General features: G+C 71.4%; 14 protein-coding genes. 4 read left to right on the top strand and 10 right to left on the bottom strand.

What is annotated here, in order from left to right:
* The first annotated feature begins 19 nt into the window (after window positions 1-19).
* On the top strand, window positions 20-1,324 hold the full coding sequence (locus tag ACFTZC_RS10125) for a cytochrome P450 (protein ID WP_382888310.1): 1,305 nt from the start codon (window positions 20-22) through the stop codon (window positions 1,322-1,324).
* Here ACFTZC_RS10125 and ACFTZC_RS10120 read toward each other — a convergent pair.
* The 4 genes from ACFTZC_RS10120 to ACFTZC_RS10105 form a co-directional block, all read right to left on the bottom strand.
* A complete protein-coding gene (locus tag ACFTZC_RS10120; RefSeq protein ID WP_382888309.1) occupies window positions 1,290-2,987 on the bottom strand; it encodes a purine-cytosine permease family protein in 1,698 nt (565 codons plus the stop codon). The genes ACFTZC_RS10125 and ACFTZC_RS10120 overlap by 35 nt on opposite strands.
* 153 nt (window positions 2,988-3,140) lie before the next feature.
* The gene (locus ACFTZC_RS10115; RefSeq protein WP_382888308.1) at window positions 3,141-3,665 is read right to left on the bottom strand and encodes a DUF6328 family protein; all 525 of its coding nucleotides are present in this window, start codon (window positions 3,663-3,665) and stop codon (window positions 3,141-3,143) included.
* Between the two features lie 211 nt (window positions 3,666-3,876).
* On the bottom strand, window positions 3,877-4,308 hold the full coding sequence (locus ACFTZC_RS10110) for a PPOX class F420-dependent oxidoreductase (protein WP_382888307.1): 432 nt from the start codon (window positions 4,306-4,308) through the stop codon (window positions 3,877-3,879).
* Between the two features lie 140 nt (window positions 4,309-4,448).
* Window positions 4,449-4,859 carry a Fur family transcriptional regulator gene (locus ACFTZC_RS10105; RefSeq protein ID WP_382888306.1) on the bottom strand — a complete coding sequence of 137 codons (411 nt, stop codon included), beginning with the start codon at window positions 4,857-4,859 and terminating at the stop codon, window positions 4,449-4,451.
* A 280-nt stretch (window positions 4,860-5,139) separates the two neighbouring features.
* On the opposite strand from ACFTZC_RS10105, the gene katG reads away from it, so the two are divergent.
* Window positions 5,140-7,371 (top strand): catalase/peroxidase HPI, encoded by a 2,232-nt coding sequence (gene katG, locus ACFTZC_RS10100; protein ID WP_382888305.1) that lies wholly within the window; start codon window positions 5,140-5,142, stop codon window positions 7,369-7,371.
* A gap of 198 nt (window positions 7,372-7,569) precedes the next feature.
* Here katG and ACFTZC_RS10095 read toward each other — a convergent pair whose 3' ends face one another.
* Together ACFTZC_RS10095 and ACFTZC_RS10090 are read right to left on the bottom strand one after the other, a co-directional pair.
* Window positions 7,570-9,969, bottom strand: a complete 2,400-nt coding sequence (locus tag ACFTZC_RS10095; RefSeq protein ID WP_382888304.1) for a glycoside hydrolase family 65 protein — start codon at window positions 9,967-9,969, stop codon at window positions 7,570-7,572.
* Window positions 9,970-10,010: 41 nt separating this feature from the next.
* The gene (locus tag ACFTZC_RS10090) at window positions 10,011-11,036 is read right to left on the bottom strand and encodes a 6-phosphofructokinase (protein WP_382888303.1); all 1,026 of its coding nucleotides are present in this window, start codon (window positions 11,034-11,036) and stop codon (window positions 10,011-10,013) included.
* A gap of 229 nt (window positions 11,037-11,265) precedes the next feature.
* Between ACFTZC_RS10090 and ACFTZC_RS10085 the strand changes: the two genes are divergently transcribed.
* The gene (locus tag ACFTZC_RS10085) at window positions 11,266-11,910 is read left to right on the top strand and encodes a CBS domain-containing protein (protein WP_382888302.1); all 645 of its coding nucleotides are present in this window, start codon (window positions 11,266-11,268) and stop codon (window positions 11,908-11,910) included.
* 228 nt (window positions 11,911-12,138) lie between these two features.
* Window positions 12,139-12,843, top strand: coding sequence for a response regulator (locus ACFTZC_RS10080; protein ID WP_382888301.1), 705 nt, complete (start codon window positions 12,139-12,141; stop codon window positions 12,841-12,843).
* A 28-nt stretch (window positions 12,844-12,871) separates the two neighbouring features.
* On the opposite strand, the gene ACFTZC_RS10075 is transcribed toward ACFTZC_RS10080, so the two are convergent.
* The 4 genes from ACFTZC_RS10075 to ACFTZC_RS10060 form a co-directional block, all read right to left on the bottom strand.
* Complete coding sequence (locus ACFTZC_RS10075) at window positions 12,872-14,590, bottom strand: GAF domain-containing protein (RefSeq protein WP_382888300.1); 1,719 nt, start codon at window positions 14,588-14,590, stop codon at window positions 12,872-12,874.
* Between the two features lie 128 nt (window positions 14,591-14,718).
* The gene (locus tag ACFTZC_RS10070; protein WP_382888299.1) at window positions 14,719-15,765 is read right to left on the bottom strand and encodes an alcohol dehydrogenase catalytic domain-containing protein; all 1,047 of its coding nucleotides are present in this window, start codon (window positions 15,763-15,765) and stop codon (window positions 14,719-14,721) included.
* Between the two features lie 40 nt (window positions 15,766-15,805).
* Window positions 15,806-16,231 (bottom strand): Hsp20/alpha crystallin family protein, encoded by a 426-nt coding sequence (locus ACFTZC_RS10065; RefSeq protein ID WP_382888298.1) that lies wholly within the window; start codon window positions 16,229-16,231, stop codon window positions 15,806-15,808.
* Between the two features lie 85 nt (window positions 16,232-16,316).
* Window positions 16,317-17,006, bottom strand: coding sequence for a CBS domain-containing protein (locus ACFTZC_RS10060; RefSeq protein WP_382888297.1), 690 nt, complete (start codon window positions 17,004-17,006; stop codon window positions 16,317-16,319).
* Between the last annotated feature and the right edge of the window lie 227 nt (window positions 17,007-17,233).

Genomic DNA, 17,233 nt, shown 5'->3' with positions numbered 1-17,233 from the left:
CCCCGGAGACACAACAGCAATGACACCGGCCGAACCCACCGCCCAGCCCTCCGGGGCGACCGCCCCACCGCCCGGGTGCCCCGCGCACCGGGGGGACGGGGGACGCGGCTCCGCCGTGCCACTGAGCGGCCCCCGCTTCCAGACCGAACCCGCCACGCTCTACCGGGAGATGCGGCGGGACCACGGTTCCGTGGCCCCCGTCCTCCTCGACGGCGGCATACCGGCCTGGCTGGTCCTCGGCTACCGCGAACTCCACCAGGTCACCGGCGACCCGGTGCTCTTCAGCCGCGACTCCGAACTGTGGAACCAGTGGGACAACGTCCCCGAGGACTGGCCGCTGGCGCCGCTGATCGGCCGCGGCCAGCCGTCCATCCTCTACACGACCGGGGAACGCCACCGCGAGCGCGCCACGATGGTGAGCGACGCCCTGGAGGCCGTCGACCCGTTCGTGCTGCGGTACTTCGCCGAGCAGCTCGCCGACGAGCTGATCGACGGCTTCTGCGCCGAGGGCGGCGCGGACATCATCTCCCGGTACGCGATGCCGTTCCCGGTCCGGGTCCTCGCCAAGATCTACGGTTTCCCCGACGACCAGGGGCCCGGTCTGGCCGCCGCCGCGATCGATCTGGCCGAGGGCGGCGAGCGGGCCCAGGCGGCGCAGGGCTATCTCTTCGAGGCGACCATGTCGCTCCTCGCCGCGAAGAAGGACGGCGCGGGTCCTCCCGACGTCGCCTCCCGGCTGCTGCGGAACACCGCCGGGTTCACCGAGGAGGAGGTGCTCCACGACCTCATCGTGCTGGTCATCGCGGGCCACACGCTGACCGCCGACTGGATCGGCAACTCGCTGCGGCTGATGCTCACCGACGACCGGTTCGCCGCCTCGCTCTCCGGCGGCCGGCACAGCGTCGCCGAGGCGATGAACGAGGTCCTCTGGGAGGACACCCCCGCGCAGAACGCGGTGGGCCGCTGGGCCAGCCGCGACACCAGTCTCGGCGCCCGCCACATCAAGGCGGGCGACCTGCTGCTCTTCGGGATCGCCGCCGCCAACAACGACCCGCAGGTCCGCACCCACAGCTCCGCGCTCACCGGCGGCAACAACGCCTACTTCTCGTTCGGGCACGGCGAGTACCGCTGCCCGTTCGCCGCACAGGAGATCGCCGAGACCATCGCCCGTACCGCCATCGAGGTACTGATCGACCGGCTCCCCGACGTCGACCTCGCGGTGCCCGCCGACTCGCTGACCCGGCGGCCCTCCCCGTGGGCGCGCGGCCTGACGTCCCTCCCGGTGAGCTTCAGCCCCTCGCACGCCATGCACTCCGCGGGCTGACGGGTTCGGCGGGCAGGATGTGATCGCCGAGCCGGTCGGTGCTCAGGCACAGCGAGCAGACCACCGCGTCATGGGTGCGGCAGGCGGCCAGATCGGGCCGCTCGAACTCCTGGCGGCAGACATGGCAGGGGTAGGTGCGCGCGCTGGGGTTGCCCGTGGCGTCGAGCAGCGGCTCGTCGATCCCGTCGTCGGCGCGCCGGAGGTAGTAACGGCCCTGGGTGGCCACGGCCATCAGCGGGGTGAGGACGAAGGCGATCAGCGCGGCGGCGACGGGTGAGTACGGCTGGAGGGTGTCGCCCAGGGCGTGGAAGTACAGGGCGATGGAGAGCCCGGAGGCGACCACGAAGGAGACCACCCCCACCGGGTTGACGGCGTACAGCATGCCCCTGCGGAACTCGGGGGCATGCGGGGAGAGTTTCAGCAGATATTTGTTGATCATGATGTCGGTGGCGACGGTGACGACCCAGGCGATGGCGCAGTTGGAGTAGAAGCCCAGAAGGCTGTTGAGGAAGCTGAACATGTCGGCCTCCATCAGGATCAGCGCGAACGTCAGATTGACGAGGACGAAGACCATCCGGCCCGGGTACCGCTTGGAGACGCGGGTGACGGAGTTGGTCCAGGCCAGCGAGCCGGAGTAGGCGTTGGTCACATTGATCTTGATCTGGCTGATCACGACCAGGACCACCGCCAGCGGGACCACGAGCCAGGACGGCATCATCGCGTCGAAGGCGCCGCGGAACTGCTGAATGGGCTCGGTGGCGGCCACCGGGCCGACCTCGGAGAGGATGTAGACGGCGAGGAAGACACCCATCGCCTGCTTCAGCGCGCCGAGCACCACCCACCCGGGACCGGCCATGACCACGGCCGTCCACCAGGAGCGGCGGTTGGCGTCGGTCTTCGGCGGCATGAAGCGCAGGTAGTCGATCTGCTCGCCGATCTGCGCGATCAGCGACAGACACACCCCGGCGCCCAGCAGCACGGACGCGGTGTCGACCGCGCCGTCGCCGTCGGTCCCCGCGTACGCCAGCCAGCGGTCCACCGTGCCCGGGTCGGTGACGATCAGGTGGATCAGCGGGCCCGCCATCAGCAGCAGCCACACCGGGGTCGTCCAGACCTGGAGCTTGCTGAGCGCCTTCATGCCGTAGACGACCAGCGGGATCACCAGCAGCGTCGAGACCAGGTAACCCGCCCACAGCGGCAGCCCGAAGCCGAGTTTCAGCCCCTGGGCCATGATCGAGCCTTCGAGGGCGAAGAAGATGAAGGTGAAGCTGGCGAAGATGACGCTGGTCAGGACGGACCCGTAGTAGCCGAATCCGGAGCCGCGGGTGATCAGGTCGAGGTCGATGTTGTACCTCGCCGCGTAATAGGCGAGCGGAAAACCGGTGAGGAAGATGACGGCCGCCGCGAGGGCGATCGCGGCCAGCGCGTTCCCGGTCCCGTGGCTGAGGCCGATTCCGGCGCCGATGGAGAAGTCCGCGAGATACGCGATCCCGCCGAGCGCGGTGGTCGCCACGACCATCGGCGTCCAGCGGCGGTAACTGCGCGGGGCGAACCGGAGGGTGTAGTCCTCCAGCGTCTCGTCGGCCGCCGGACCGGCGCCCCGTGGTGCGGCGGGCGGCTCGTGGTCACCCGTGGGAACTATGAGCTGTGGCTCGCTGCTCATGCCGCGCCTCCTGGGGAGAGTGCGGGCCGCGGCGGTCCCCGTACCGGACGGCGCGTACCGGCCCGTATCCATGACGAGGAAGGGTAGGGAGCGCTTGTTTCCGCCAGGAGCCCGCCGCGTGAAGCGGCTGTTACCGGGTGTCCCCGTCCCCGCTCAGGGCGCGGATCCGTACCGCGCGGTGGTGTGGCGGTGGCGGGCCCAGAGGGGCAGGACGAACCAGCAGTACGTGTACCAGGCGACGACCGCGGCCACGATCCACGGCACATACGGGTCGTGGGTGGCGACGCGCAGGACCAGGAGGAGCGCCGATGTCATGGTCGCCAGCAGCAGGATCAGCCCGGCGAAGGTGAGACGGGAGGCCCACCGTACGGCCTGCGGCTTGATCCGCCGCCCCACGACCATCCGGTGGAAGGAGACGGGCCCGATCAGCGCCCCGGTGGCGGCGGCGCCGAGCACGACGGTGACGACGTAGATCGTCTTGTCCGTCCGGGCGAGACCTTGGTACGCCGGGGTGAACACGACGGTCAGCAGAAAACCGAAGAGGATCTGTACGCCCGTCTGGGCGACCCTCACCTCCTGGATGAGCTCACCCCACTTGCGGTCGGCACGCTCCTCGTCCGTCTCGTGGCGGCCGTTCGCCGCGCGGGGACCCGCCCCGCCACCGTCGGTGGACCTCACGCCGCTTCCCCGCTCTCCGTCCCTCGTCACGTTCCGCCGCGCGGCGCCGAGGGCGTCGCGCTTCGGGCGGTACCGGCTTCCGGCGTGTCCGCCTCGGAAGGGCGCCGGTTCGCGCTCTCCTCACCGTGTCACCCGTCGCCCCGGTGTCAAACCGTGCTCCGGGCCGCCCTCCGTGACCCGCGCGGGTGACGGAGGGCGGCCCGGAGCGCGGTCAGCCGATCCGGGCGCCGTACACGTGGTCGACGGTCATCGTCATCAGCACCCGGCGGTCGGAGACCATCACCGCCCGGTACTCGTCCCAGTCGGGATGCTCGCCGGCGGCGAGGCGGTAGTAGCGCACCAGTGCCTCGACCTCGGGACCGTGGGGGTCGGTCCCCGGCCCGGTGAGGATCACGGCGCCCTCGGCGGTCGCCCAGGACCGCCCGTCGGGTGCGGTGACCTCCAGAGCGGCTCTCGGGTCCCGGCGCAGGTTCGCCGTCTTGGCGCGGCCCTCCGTCATCGACACGTGGAGGACTTCGGTCCCCCGGTCGTAGAAGGGCGTGACGGGAGAGAGCTGGGGACGGCCGTCCGCCTTGATCGTGGCGAGGACACCGAGCCGGCTCTCCGCGAGGAGTGTGCGTGGATCGAACGGGGTGACAGTCATGTCCGGGGCCAAGTCACGGCGGGGCGCCCGTTATTCCCGTCCCGGCGCGGAGAGCGGCCGGACGGGTGACGGACGGCGGCCGACCGGCGACGGAAGAGGGGGAGGAGGGTACGGACGAAGGCCTGATCGAACGGCGGGCCTCAGGAGCAGGACGGGCAGAGTCCGCGGTAGGTGACCTCGACCTCGGAGACCGTGAAGCCGAACCGCTCCACCGCCGGGAGGTCCGCCAGCGGGTTGCCCGTCGGGTGGACGTCGCGGATGGTGCCGCAGGCGGAGCACACCAGGTGCTGGTGCGGGTGGTGGGCGTTGGGGTCGTAACGCTTGGCCCGGCCGTCCGTGGAGACCTCGATGACCTCGCCGAGGGTGACCATCTCGCCCAGCGTGTTGTAGACGGTCGCCCGGGAGATCTCCGGCAGCCGCTGGGCCGCGCGGGCGTGCACCTCGTCGGCCGTGAGGTGGACGTGGTCGCCGTCGAGGACCTCCGCAACGACGCGCCGCTGGGAGGTCATCCGCCAGCCACGTCCTCGCAGTCGTTCCAGCAGGTCACTCATGTCGGTTCACCTATTCAGGTTTGGTGGGACACCCGAAGTTTACCGGTGGGTGCCCAGGTTCCGATCCCGCCACGTACGTGGCGTTCTTCCGCTTGGCGTTCTTCTTGACTAAGACTCTGTCCATTGTAGGATCGGATCCGGCAATAGCCAAGGGACAGGAAGACTCCAGTGGCGCGGGAGGCCCTCACGACCAGGCCTTCCCCGCATCCGACGGGCCCCGGCTGTGCCACCGCCCCAGTGTTCCTGAGCACCATGATCGACCTGGTCCGGAAGGATTCCGATGTCTGAGAACCATGATGAAATCGTCGTAGAAGCGAAGGCTGAGGGCGGAGGCGGTTGCCCGGTCGTGCACGGACGCGCCCCGCACCCGACGCAGGGTGGCGGCAACCGCCAGTGGTGGCCGGAGCGGCTCAACCTGAAGATCCTTGCCAAGAACCCCGCCGTGGCCAACCCCCTCGGTGAGGAGTTCGACTACGCCGAGGCGTTCAAGACCCTCGACCTCCCGGCCGTGAAGCAGGACATCGCGGCGGTGATGACGGACTCGCAGGACTGGTGGCCGGCCGACTTCGGGCACTACGGACCGTTCATGATCCGTATGGCGTGGCACAGCGCGGGCACCTACCGGATCAGCGACGGCCGCGGCGGCGCGGGCGCCGGGCAGCAGCGTTTCGCCCCGCTCAACAGCTGGCCGGACAACGGCAACCTCGACAAGGCCCGCCGTCTCCTGTGGCCGGTCAAGAAGAAGTACGGCCAGGCGCTCTCCTGGGCCGACCTCATGATCCTCGCCGGCAATGTCGCCCTGGAGACGATGGGCTTCAAGACCTTCGGCTTCGCCGGTGGCCGCGCGGACGTGTGGGAGCCCGACGAGGACGTGTACTGGGGCCCCGAGACCACCTGGCTCGACGACGAGCGCTACACCGGCGACCGCGAGCTGGAGAGCCCGCTCGGCGCGGTGCAGATGGGCCTCATCTACGTCAACCCCGAGGGCCCGAATGGCAACCCGGACCCGATCGCCGCGGCCCGCGACATCCGTGAGACCTTCCGCCGGATGGCGATGAACGACGAGGAGACGGTCGCCCTGATCGCGGGCGGTCACACCTTCGGCAAGACCCACGGCGCGGGCCCGGCGGACCACGTCGGCGCCAACCCCGAGGGCGCCTCGATCGAGGAGCAGGGCCTCGGCTGGAAGAACTCGTTCGGCACCGGCAAGGGTGGCGACACGATCACCAGTGGTCTGGAGGGCATCTGGACCAACACCCCGATCACGTGGGACAACAGCTTCTTCGAGATCCTGTTCGGCTACGAGTGGGAGCTGTTCCAGAGCCCGGCGGGCGCCAACCAGTGGCGGCCGAAGGACGGCACCGGGGCGGGCACGGTCCCCGACGCCCACGACGCGTCGAAGACGCACGCCCCGACGATGCTCACGACCGACCTCTCGCTCCGGTTCGACCCGGCGTACGAGCAGATCTCGCGGCGCTTCCTCCAGGACCCCGACGCGTTCGCTGACGCCTTCGCCCGCGCCTGGTTCAAGCTGACCCACCGCGACATGGGCCCGATCGCGCGCTACCTCGGCCCGGAGATCCCGGCCGAGGAGCTCGTGTGGCAGGACCCGCTGCCCGCGGTGGCGCACGAGCCCGTCGGCGCCGAGGACATCGCCGCCCTCAAGGCGCAGATCCTCGGCCAGGACCTGTCGGTGTCCGAGCTGGTGTCCACGTCGTGGGCGGCCGCCTCGTCCTTCCGCGGCAGCGACAAGCGCGGCGGCGCCAACGGTGCGCGCGTCCGCCTGGAGCCCCAGAGCGGCTGGGAGGTCAACGAGCCCGACCGGCTGGCGGCGACGCTGCGCGCCCTGGAGGGGATCCAGGAGTCCTTCAACACCGCCCAGACCGGCGGCAAGCGGGTCTCGCTCGCCGACCTGATCGTCCTCGCCGGCGGCGCGGCCGTCGAGAAGGCCGCTAAGGACGCCGGCGTCGACATCGAGGTCCCCTTCACGCCGGGCCGCGTGGACGCGTCGCAGGAGCAGACGGACGTGGAGTCGTTCGCCGCGCTCGAACCGGCCGCCGACGGTTTCCGCAACTACCTCGGCAAGGGCAACCGCCTGCCGGCCGAGTACCTGCTGATCGACCGGGCGAACCTGCTCACCCTGAGCGCCCCCGAGATGACGGTCCTCGTCGGTGGTCTCCGCGTCCTGGGCGCGAACCACCAGCAGTCGTCGCTCGGTGTCCTCACCGCGACCCCCGGGTCCCTGACGAACGACTTCTTCGCCAACCTGCTCGACCTGGGCATCACATGGACGGCGACGTCCGCGGACGCGAACACGTTCGAGGGCCGTGACGGTGCCACGGGCGAGGTCAAGTGGACCGGCAGCCGCGCCGACCTCGTGTTCGGTTCCAACTCCGAACTGCGGGCGCTCGCGGAGGTCTACGCGAGCGACGACGCGAAGGAGAAGTTCGTGAAGGACTTCGTCGCGGCGTGGACCAAGGTCATGAACCTCGACCGGTTCGACCTGGTCTGACCCACGGCGTCCGGGCCGGCCGGCATCCGGCCGGCCCGGACGTTCCCACCTCGGGGGATCACTTCGGTGGTCCCCTTTCGGCGCCCGGCCCCGGAACGGGCGTGGCGACATCGAGCGCGTACCCGGACGGCTTCACGTGCTCTGGTGAACCGCGCCGCGATCTCAGGTGAACCGCACCGGGATCCGCACCAGAGCGGGTCACCCGCCCGGATCGAGCCAGCGGGCCGTGCCGGGGGCGACGGTGGCCGTCCGGCCGCGGATCAGCACGGTTACGGGATCCTCGTCGGAGTCGGCGACCGCGACGCGCACCCGCCCCGCCCGGAACCTCAGGTCCACGTCCCAGTGGCCCCGGTAGCGGATACGGAACCCGAACTTCGACAGCTGCGGCAGCGGCGAGGGGTCCAGCCGCAGCGCGTCGGCGCCGGCCTCCAGACCGGTCAGGCCGCGCTGCACGAGATCCACGGTGCCGGCCATCGCGCCGAGGTGGACGCCTTCCGGAGTGGTCCCGCCCTGGACGTCCGCCACGTCGCCGGTCAGGGCCTCCTCCATGTACGTCCATGCCTCGTCGTGGCGGACCCGGGCCAGTACCCACGCGTGGACCAGCGCGCTGAGAGTGGAGCCGTGGCTGGTGCGGCGCAGGTAGTAGTCGACGGTGGTCCGCCACAGGTCGTCGTCGAGGCGGTGGCCGAGCTGCCGGAACAGGCCGCCGAGTTCCCGGGGCGGGAAGAGGTAACCCAGCATCAGCACATCGGCCTGCTTGGACGCCTGGTAGCGGTTGACCGTGTCGCCCTCGGCCTCCAGGATCCGGTCCAGCCTGCGGATGTCGCCGTACCGCTCGCGGTATGCCGCCCAGTCCAGCTCCGCCAGTTCCCCGTAGCCGGCGAACTGGCTGACGACCCCGCGGTGGTACGGCACATGGAGCCGGTGGGCGATGTCCGCCCAGCGCTCCGGATCGTCGGCGGCGAGCCCGAGCCGCTCGTACAGCTCGCTCCGCCGGGAGGCGGGGAGCGCGCGCAACACCTCGCGCGCCCTCATCAGCACCCATGAGGCGGTGACGTTCGTATAGGTGTTGTCGTCCAGTCCCGGCGTGGCGGCTCCCGGGTAACCGTCGTGGTACTCGTCAGGGCCGACAACGCCGTGGATACGGTACCGGGCGAGCGAGGGGTCCCAGACCGCGCTGTCCGCCCAGAAACGGGCGACCTGGAGCAGCGTCTCCGCGCCCTCGTCCTGGAGGAAGGCGGTGTCACCGGTGGCCTGCCAGTACTGCCACACGTTGTAGGCGACGGCGGAGCCGACGTGGTGCTGGAGCCGTGAGTGGTCGGGCAGCCACCGCCCCGAGCGCGGATTGAGGTGCAGCTCCTGGGTCTCCTCACGGCCGTCGCTGCCGCTCTGCCACGGAAACATCGCCCCGTTCCGGCCGGCCTCACGCGCCGCGTGACAGGCGGCGGGCAGCCGCCTGTGACGGTACCCGACCAGGGCGCGGGAGACCTCGGGGAAGTGCAGGTTGAGGTACGGCAGGACGAACAGTTCGTCCCAGAAGACATGGCCCCGGTACGCCTCGCCGTGCAGCCCCCTGGCGGGGACGCCGACGTCCAGCTCGGCCGTGTGCGGGGAGAGGGTCTGGAGCACGTGGAACAGGTGCAGCCGCAGGATCCGGCCCGCCTCCCCCGGCACCTCCAGCTCCGCCCGGCGCCACAACCGTTCCCAGGCGTCGTGGTGCGAGACCAGCAGTTCGGGGAAGCCGGGCGCCTCGCGCACCGCCGCCACGGCGGCCTGCCGGGGGCTGCCGATGGCCGGGGTGCCCGAGGTGTACAGGGCGACCGTCTGGTCCACCCGGACGGTCCCCCCGGCCTCGACCGGGACCGTCAGCGTCCGGAACGCCCCGCGCGCGGTGAGCCGGGGCCGGGAAGCGATCGCGGGGAGACCGGCGGCCCGGATGCGCGAGGCCGACGCGATCCGGATGTCGGAGTTCACCGTACGGCAGCGCAGCCACACCGTGTCGTCCTCCTCGGCTCCGGTGAGCCAGTGGGTCAGGTGCCGGTCCGCCAGCCCGCGGTAGCGCTCGACCCCTGCGTTGCGCACATCTCCGTCCAGCCCGGATTCCACCTCCACCTCCCCGGACCACCCGTCGGCGGTGAACGAGGTGCGCTGGGCCGCCAGATGGGGCTCTCCCATGTGGACGAGCCGGCACTGTTCCACGTTCAGCCGCCCCGGGCCTCCGGGGAGCGCGTACCGCGACGTCCGGGTGAGCGTGCCGTGCCGCAGGTCCAGCGTCCGCAGGTCCGCCACGAGCAGGCCGCTGTCCTGGGACAGCCAGGGCCCCGGATCCGCCCCTCGGGGACGTACCCGGTAGCGCAGGGGAAGCCAGTTGGGCAGATTGACCAGGTCCTCGTTCCCGGTCCGGTGTCCCGCCACCGTGGACTCCAGCCGGTCGTAGCAGCCGGCCACGTACGTACCCGGGTAGTGCGCGGGACCCGCGGGCGACTCGGACGCGGCGCCGCGCGTGGCGAAGTAGCCGTTTCCCAGCGTGCACAGGGTCTCGCGCAGCCGTTCCGATCGGGGGTCGTAGCCCTCGTACGTCCAGGTCCAGGCTCGCACGGTCGGCACTCCTCTCGGCGACCACCGGGCCGAGTCCGGTGTCACCCGAAGAACACCCCGAACTCGTCGTACAGCGACGGATCCACCACCTTGGTCCTCGTCCCGGCCTCGGGCAGCGGGACACGGACGACGTCGGTGCCGCGCAGGGCGACCATCGTGCCGAAGTCGCCGTCCTTGACCGCGTCGACGGCGTGCAGCCCGAAGCGGGTGGCCAGCCACCGGTCGAAGGCGCTCGGGGTCCCACCGCGCTGGGTGTAGCCGAGCACCGTCGTACGGGCGTCCGTGCCGGTCCGCCGCGAGATCTCCTGGGCCAGCCACTCGCCGACACCGGAGAGCCGCACATGGCCGTACTCGTCCAGCGAACGGTCCTTGAGGATCATCCGGCCCTCCCGGGGCGCGGCGCCCTCGGCCGCGACGACGATCGGCGCGTAGTTGAACTCGAACCGGCTCTTCACCCAGGAACAGACCTGATCGATGTCGAACGGCCGCTCGGGGATGAGGATCACGTTGGCGCCGCCCGCGACTCCGGCGTGCAGGGCGATCCACCCGGCGTGCCGCCCCATCACCTCCACCACCAGGGTGCGCCGGTGCGACTCGGCGGTGGTGTGGAGGCGGTCGATGGCCTCGGTGGCGATGCCCACGGCCGTGTCGAAACCGAAGGTGTAGTCGGTGCCGGGCACGTCGTTGTCGATCGTCTTCGGCACGCCGACCAGCCGGATCCCGTGACGGCTCAGCTCGGCCGCCACGCCGAGCGTGTCCTCGCCACCGATCACGACGAGGGCGTCGACGTCGTGCTCGGCGAGCGTGTCCTGGATCCGCCGCACCGCGTCCTCGTGGTGGAACGGGTTGGTACGGGACGAACCGAGGATGGTTCCGCCGCGGGGCAGGATCCCCCGTACGGTGGAGACGTCCAGCGGCAGGACGTCGTTGCGGAGCGCACCGAGCCAGCCGTCGCGCAGGCCCACGAAATCGAAGGCGTACTCCTCGACTCCCTTGCGGACAACGCTGCGGATCACCGCGTTGAGGCCGGGACAGTCACCGCCGCCGGTCAGCACGCCCACCCTCATGGTCTCCGCCTTCCTCCGCGCCGCGGGACGTCGCACAACACGTTGCGGCCGGTCCGTTCCAGTGTCGGCTCCGCGTTCCCCCCGCGCATTCCCGGGCGCGGTCGTGCCGGCGGGTCCCCGCCGGAGGGCCGAACGGTCCGCACGACGCCCCGGTCGGCCCCAGCGGGCCGCCTGCGCGGGGGCGGAGGCTGGGAGTCGGTATCTTCCGCGATCGGCTGAAGGGCACGGGATGCGCTTTCGCAGGGCCGGTGACCTGATGACCTCGGACGCCGTCCGCGCGGGCCCCGCCACGCCGGTCGCGGACGTGGCCCGGGTGCTCGCGGAGCGCGGCATCGGCGGTGTGCCGGTCGTGGACGACGACGACAAGGTGCTCGGTGTCGTCACCCGTTCCGATCTGACGCGGCGCGGGGGCGGGCGGGGGCTCTCCGGCCGGCCGGGCACTACCGGCCCCACCGCCGGGGAACTGATGTCGGTTCCGGCGGTCACGGTCCGCGCGGTCGACTCCGTCGCGCTGACCGGTCGCACCATGGCCGACCGTGACGTCGGCCGGCTGCCGGTGGTGGACGAGGAGGCCCGGATCGTCGGCATCATCACCCGGCGTGATCTGCTGCGGGTGTTCGTCCGCCCCGATTCCGACCTCCGCGACGAGATCCTCGACGAGGTCGTGGTCCGTGCCCTGTGGCTGGATCCGGCGCCGCTCACGGTCTCGGTCGTCGACGGCGTGGTGACCCTGCGTGGCCGCCTGGGGCGTGCGGCGGACGTGTCCGTCGCGGCGGGGATGACGGCCCGCGTCGCCGGGGTGGTCGCCGTGGTGAACGAGCTGACCGGCCCGGTCGGCGCCCTCGGGCTTCCGGATGAGCTACGACGACGCTGACCGGGTCGGGAAACCTGTTCGGCGCGCTGTCCCCCGGCGGGCGCGAACGGCCGCGGGAGGCCGCCACGGAGGTCAGTCCGGGTGACCCGCCCTATGCGGGGCGCCCAGGGCCCGTTCGGCCCTGGCCCGCCCGGCGGGCCGGGGCCACGATGGAAGCGATGGAAGGCGTACGGAAGCCTGGTGCAGGCGTACGGAAGCCTGGTGCGCGAGCGCGTCGGAGGAGCGAGCATGAGCGAGGTACGGCGGTTCTCACCGCAGAGCCCGATCCGGGTCTTTCTGCTCGACGACCACGAGGTCGTCCGGCGGGGCCTGCGGGACCTGCTCGACGCGGAGCCGGACCTCGATGTGGTGGGCGACGCGGGCACGGTCGACCACGCGCTCGCCCGGGGGCCCGCCCTGCGGCCGGACGTGGCCGTGCTCGATGTACGGCTGCCGGACGGGGACGGGATCACGGTCTGCCGGGAGCTGCGTTCGCGGATGCCGGAACTCGCCTGCCTGATGCTGACCTCGTTCGACGACGACGACGCGCTGCTGGACGCGATCATGGCCGGGGCCGCCGGCTACGTGCTCAAGGACATCAAGGGGGCGGACCTCGTCGCGGCCGTACGGACCGTCGCCTCCGGTCAGTCCATGCTCGACCCCGCGACCACGACCCGGCTGATGAGCAGCCTGCGTGGCGAGGAGGACGCCGCCGGTGCGGAGGAGGACGCGCTGTCGCAGCTCTCGCCACGGGAGCGGGAGATCCTCGTCCTGATCGGTGAGGGGCTGACCAATCAGGAGATCGGCAGGCGCCTGTACCTGTCGGAGAAGACCGTCAAGAACCACATCTCGCGTCTGCTCGCCAAGCTGGGCGTCTCGCGGCGCGTCCAGGCCGCCGTTCTCGCCACCCAGTCCGCCGCGCGCCCCGTCACGGGCGGGCACGGACACCGCTGACCCGAGGGCGAAGGACCGGGACACCGGCTCACGTGTGGCGGAGCGGCACCGTCCAGACGAGCCGGGTGCCCCCCTGCCGCGGTGTTCCGACCGTCAGCCCGCCACCGAGGCCCTCCGCCCGCCGGGCGAGGTTGTCGAGCCCGCTGCGGCGGCCGTCCGGCGCGATACCCGTGCCGTTGTCGGAGACGGTCAGGGTCAGCAGGCCGTCACGGACCACGAGGGAGACCTCGGCGGCGTCGGCGTGGGCGTGGCGCCCGACATTGCTCAGCGCCTCGCCCAGGACGGCCACGACATGGTCCCCGGTCGCCACCGGTACATCGGTGTCGATCAGGCCCTCCATCCGGACCGCGGGGGTGAAGCCGAGGGCGCGCGCGGCCTCCTCCACAGCGGTGGTGACCCGGGCCCGCAGCCCCTGGCGGGCGCGCCCTGTCCCGCGGGACCGCAGTCCGAAGATCGTCGAACGGATGATCTTGATCGTCTCGTCGAGATCGTCCACGGCGCGCAGCAGCCGTTCACGTGCCTGCGGATGATCCACGAACCGGAGGGAGCTCTGCAGGGTCATGCCTGTCGCGAACAGCCGCTGGATGGCCAGGTCGTGCAGGTCACGGGCGATCCGGTCGCGGTCCTCCAGCAGGGCGATCTGTTCGGCGTCATGGCGCCGCTCGGCCAGTTCCATGGCGAGCGCCGCCTGCCCGGCGAAGGCCAGCAGCGGATCCGTACCGGCCTCGGTGAAGGGTTCCCTTGCGGCGCTCCGTGCCAGGAGCAGGACACCGTGCACCGTGTCGCCGGCGGCCAGGGGTACGGCGACGGCGTACCGCAGACCGCGCCAGCGCGGCGGGCCCGCGGTGATGCGCGGATCGTGCCGTACGTCCACGCTGATGAGCGGTTTTCCGGACCGGAACGACGCGCCGACGAGGGAACCCTCGCGGGGGAGGACCAGCCCGTCGTGGATGTCCGCGTCGACTCCGGTGGCGCACGCCACCCGCAGGCTCCCGTCTCCGGCCGGCAGGGCCAGCGCGCCCAGATCGGCGGAGAGGATCCGGCGCGCGTGACCCACGATCAGGCGCAGCACCTCCTCCTCGCCCTGCCCCGACAACAGGGCGGCGACGATCTCCGCGTTCGCCTCCAGCCGGCGCTGCCGGTCGCGCGACATCTCGTACAGCCGCGCGTTCTCGATGGCCTCCCCCGCGGCCATGGCCAGGGTCAGGAGGACGGTCTCGTCCTCACCGTCGAACGCCTTGCCGCCCCGCTTCCCGGTGAGATACAGGTTGCCGAACACCTTGTCGCCCACCTTGATCGGCACCCCCAGGAACGAGTGCATCGGCGGGTGGTTCGGCGGGAATCCGTACGAGGCCGGGTGTTCGGACAGCTCCGGCAGGCGCAAGGGCTCGGGGTGCCGGATCAGTTCGCCGAGGATTCCGTGACCGGAGGGGAGGGGGCCGATGGCCCGTATCTGCTCCTCGCTCACGCCGGTGGTGAGGAACTGCGAGAGGCGGGTGGAGTCCTCGCCGATGACGCCCAGGGCTCCGTACTCGGCGTCCACGAGCACCGTGGCCGCCTCGACGATGTGCCGCAGCACCTGGGGGAGTTCCAGCTCCCGGCCGACCGCGAGGACGGCTTCGAGGAGGCTCCGCATGGTCTCCCCGGTTCCACGCTCCACTGCGGCCAGATGCGCCCGCAGCTCCCGGGGCAGCACGTCCAGCCCGGGAGGCGCGCCGTCCCCCCGCTTGCCGCCGTCCTCGGTCACCGTGTCCTCCGTCGGCCCCAGCCGAGCGGAGCGCAGTGCTCCACGTGTCCACGGTAACGGTCCACGGCGGCCGGGCATCTCGGCGCCCCGCCCCCATGACCGTACGTGAGCGGATCACACGGATCAGCTCAGCCCGCGGACCGTTCCAGGACCACCTTCAGGGCCTCGTTGGCCGCGGCTTCCGAGAAGACTCCGTACGCCTCTTCCATCGCGTCGAGGCCGAAGCGGTGCGTGACCAGTGCCGACGTGGGCAGCCGGCCCGCTGTCGCCAACCGGAGCAGCATCGGCGTCGAGTGGGTGTCGACCAGCCCGGTCGTGATCGTCACATCCTTGATCCACAGCTCCTCCAGGTGGAGCGGGGCCGGTTTGCCGTGCACCCCGACATTGGCGACATGGCCGCCGGGACGCACCACCCGGGTGCACAGCTCGAAGCTCTCCGGCACGCCCACGGCCTCGATGGCCACGTCCGCCCCCTGCCCGTCGGTCAGGTCGGCGACCAGCCGCGCGGGATCCTCCTCCGAACTGACCACCGCGTCCGCCCCGAGCCCGCGTGCCGCCGCCAGCCGGGACCGGTCCGGGTCGACGGCGATGACCCGGCCGGGGCCGAACAGCCCCGAGGTGGCGATCGCGGCGAGTCCGACCGGGCCCGCGCCCACCACGACCACGGTGTCGCCCGGCCGGACTCGCCCGTTCAGGACCCCCACCTCGTAGGCGGTCGGGAAGATGTCCGCGAACAGGACCGCGGCGTCGCTGCCGAGAGCGGGCTGCAGCGGGTGGACGGAGAAGTCGGCGAAGGGAACGCGCGCGTACTCGGCCTGGGTCCCGTCGATCCGATGCCCCAGCACCCAGCCACCGCCGCCCAGGCACTGGCCGTACCAGGACTCCCGGCAGTAACGGCAGCGGCCGCACCCGCAGATACACGAGATCAGGATCCGGTCCCCGGGCCGTACGGACCGCACCTCGCCGCCGGTCTCCACGACCTCACCGACGGCCTCGTGGCCGAGGACTGTTCCCGGCTCGACGTCCGGTACATCCCCTTTGAGGATGTGGAGGTCGGTGCCGCAGATCGTGACGGCGTCGATCCGTACGATCGCGTCCGCCGCGTCCTTGACGCCGGGATCCGGAACTTCGTCCCAGGAGGACTGTCCGGGCCCGTGGAAGACCAGTGCCTTCATGTCGTCACCTCCTCACGGCCACGAAGCGTGGCCCGGGTGTTCAGTCGTGCTGAACCGGGATGGTCCGGGTCGCGGTCTCCGCGCCGGGGACCGGAACGGAGACGGTGAGTACACCGTCCTTGTACGCGGCTGTGGCCTCCTCGCCCCGGGCGCCGGGCGGCAGCCGCACGGACCGCATGAAGGTGCCGTAGTGGAATTCCGTGCGGTTCTTCTCCTCGGACTCCGAACTGCGTTCGGCCCGCAGGGTCAGAATGCCCTCCGCCACGGTGAGTTCGAGGTCCTTGGCCGGGTCGATTCCCGGCAGCTCCGCGCGGAGGGCGTATGTGCCGTCCGTGAGGGATTCCTCGATACGGATGCTGTGGAGTCCCGGTACCTGGTGAAGCCAGGGGGCGCCTTCCTCGGCCCATCCCAGCAGGTCGGGCAGCCCGGAGGGCCAGCCCATCCGGCGTTCGATCTTCCCGCTCATGTCTGCCTCCTTCTGGTTCTCTCCTGAATTGCCGCCTCGCGGGCCGGGCTTCCATCCGCACCACCCGCAGGAACGGCATCGTCCGTCACGGCGCGGCTCCGCTTCCGGCCCGGACGTCACGCCCGGTGCGATCCGCCCGGCAGGTGAGCCGCTCGGAGACCGAGACGACGCCGTCCACGCTGCCGCACAGCCGTACGAGTACGGGGATCATCCCGCTGTCGTCCACCGTGCCGCGCAGGAAGACCTGCCCCTCGGTGACCTCGACGGTGACGTCCGACGGCGCGAGGCCCAGCGTCGTGCCCAGCACGTCGTGGGTGATCTCCTCACGGATCGCCGGGTCACGCCGCAGGAAGACCCGGAGCAGGTCCGCCCGGCTGACGATGCCGAGCAGCCTGTCCGCCTCGTCGACCACCGGCAGCCGTTTGACGTTCTGCACGGCCATGAGCCGCGCGGCCTCCACGACCGTCCACTCCGGGTGCGCGCACACCGCGGGGGCGGACATGATCTCTCCGGCGTCGCGGCCCTCGGCCCGGGCCCGTTCCCACGCCTCAAGGTGCGGCAGCGGTGTCCTGCCCGACAGGTCCGAACGGTCTGCCGCCTTGCGCAGCAGATCCGCTTCCGACACGATCCCGGCCGGCCGGCCCGTGCCGTCGAGGACGGGTACGGCGCTCACGTCGTGCTCCATGAGCGTCCGGGCAATTTCCTTGAACGGTGTATCGACCCGCACGCTCACGACATCATGGGTCATGAGTTCACTGATCCTGCGGTGATCCATGTCAAGGCTCCCTCTCGTCGCCCATGGCCCCGGGCCGAGACCACGACCCCAGCGTGGGCTCCCGCGGCCGGTCCACGGCAGGTGCCACCCGGCCCCTTCGGCATGACCGTGAAGCCCCGGGCCGTAGTCCGAATGGGGCCATGAGGCACGGGTCAGGGCCTACCGGCCCCTGCCGCGAGTGGTCCACCCCGTCGGACTCTGGAAACGGAGCACACGACACGACCGGG

It is taken from the genome of Streptomyces sp. NPDC056987 (assembly GCF_042673865.1).
In the GTDB taxonomy this organism is placed as follows: domain Bacteria; phylum Actinomycetota; class Actinomycetes; order Streptomycetales; family Streptomycetaceae; genus Streptomyces.
Note: the sequence above shows the minus strand (reverse complement) of the source record. Positions and strands in the feature narration are given on the sequence as shown.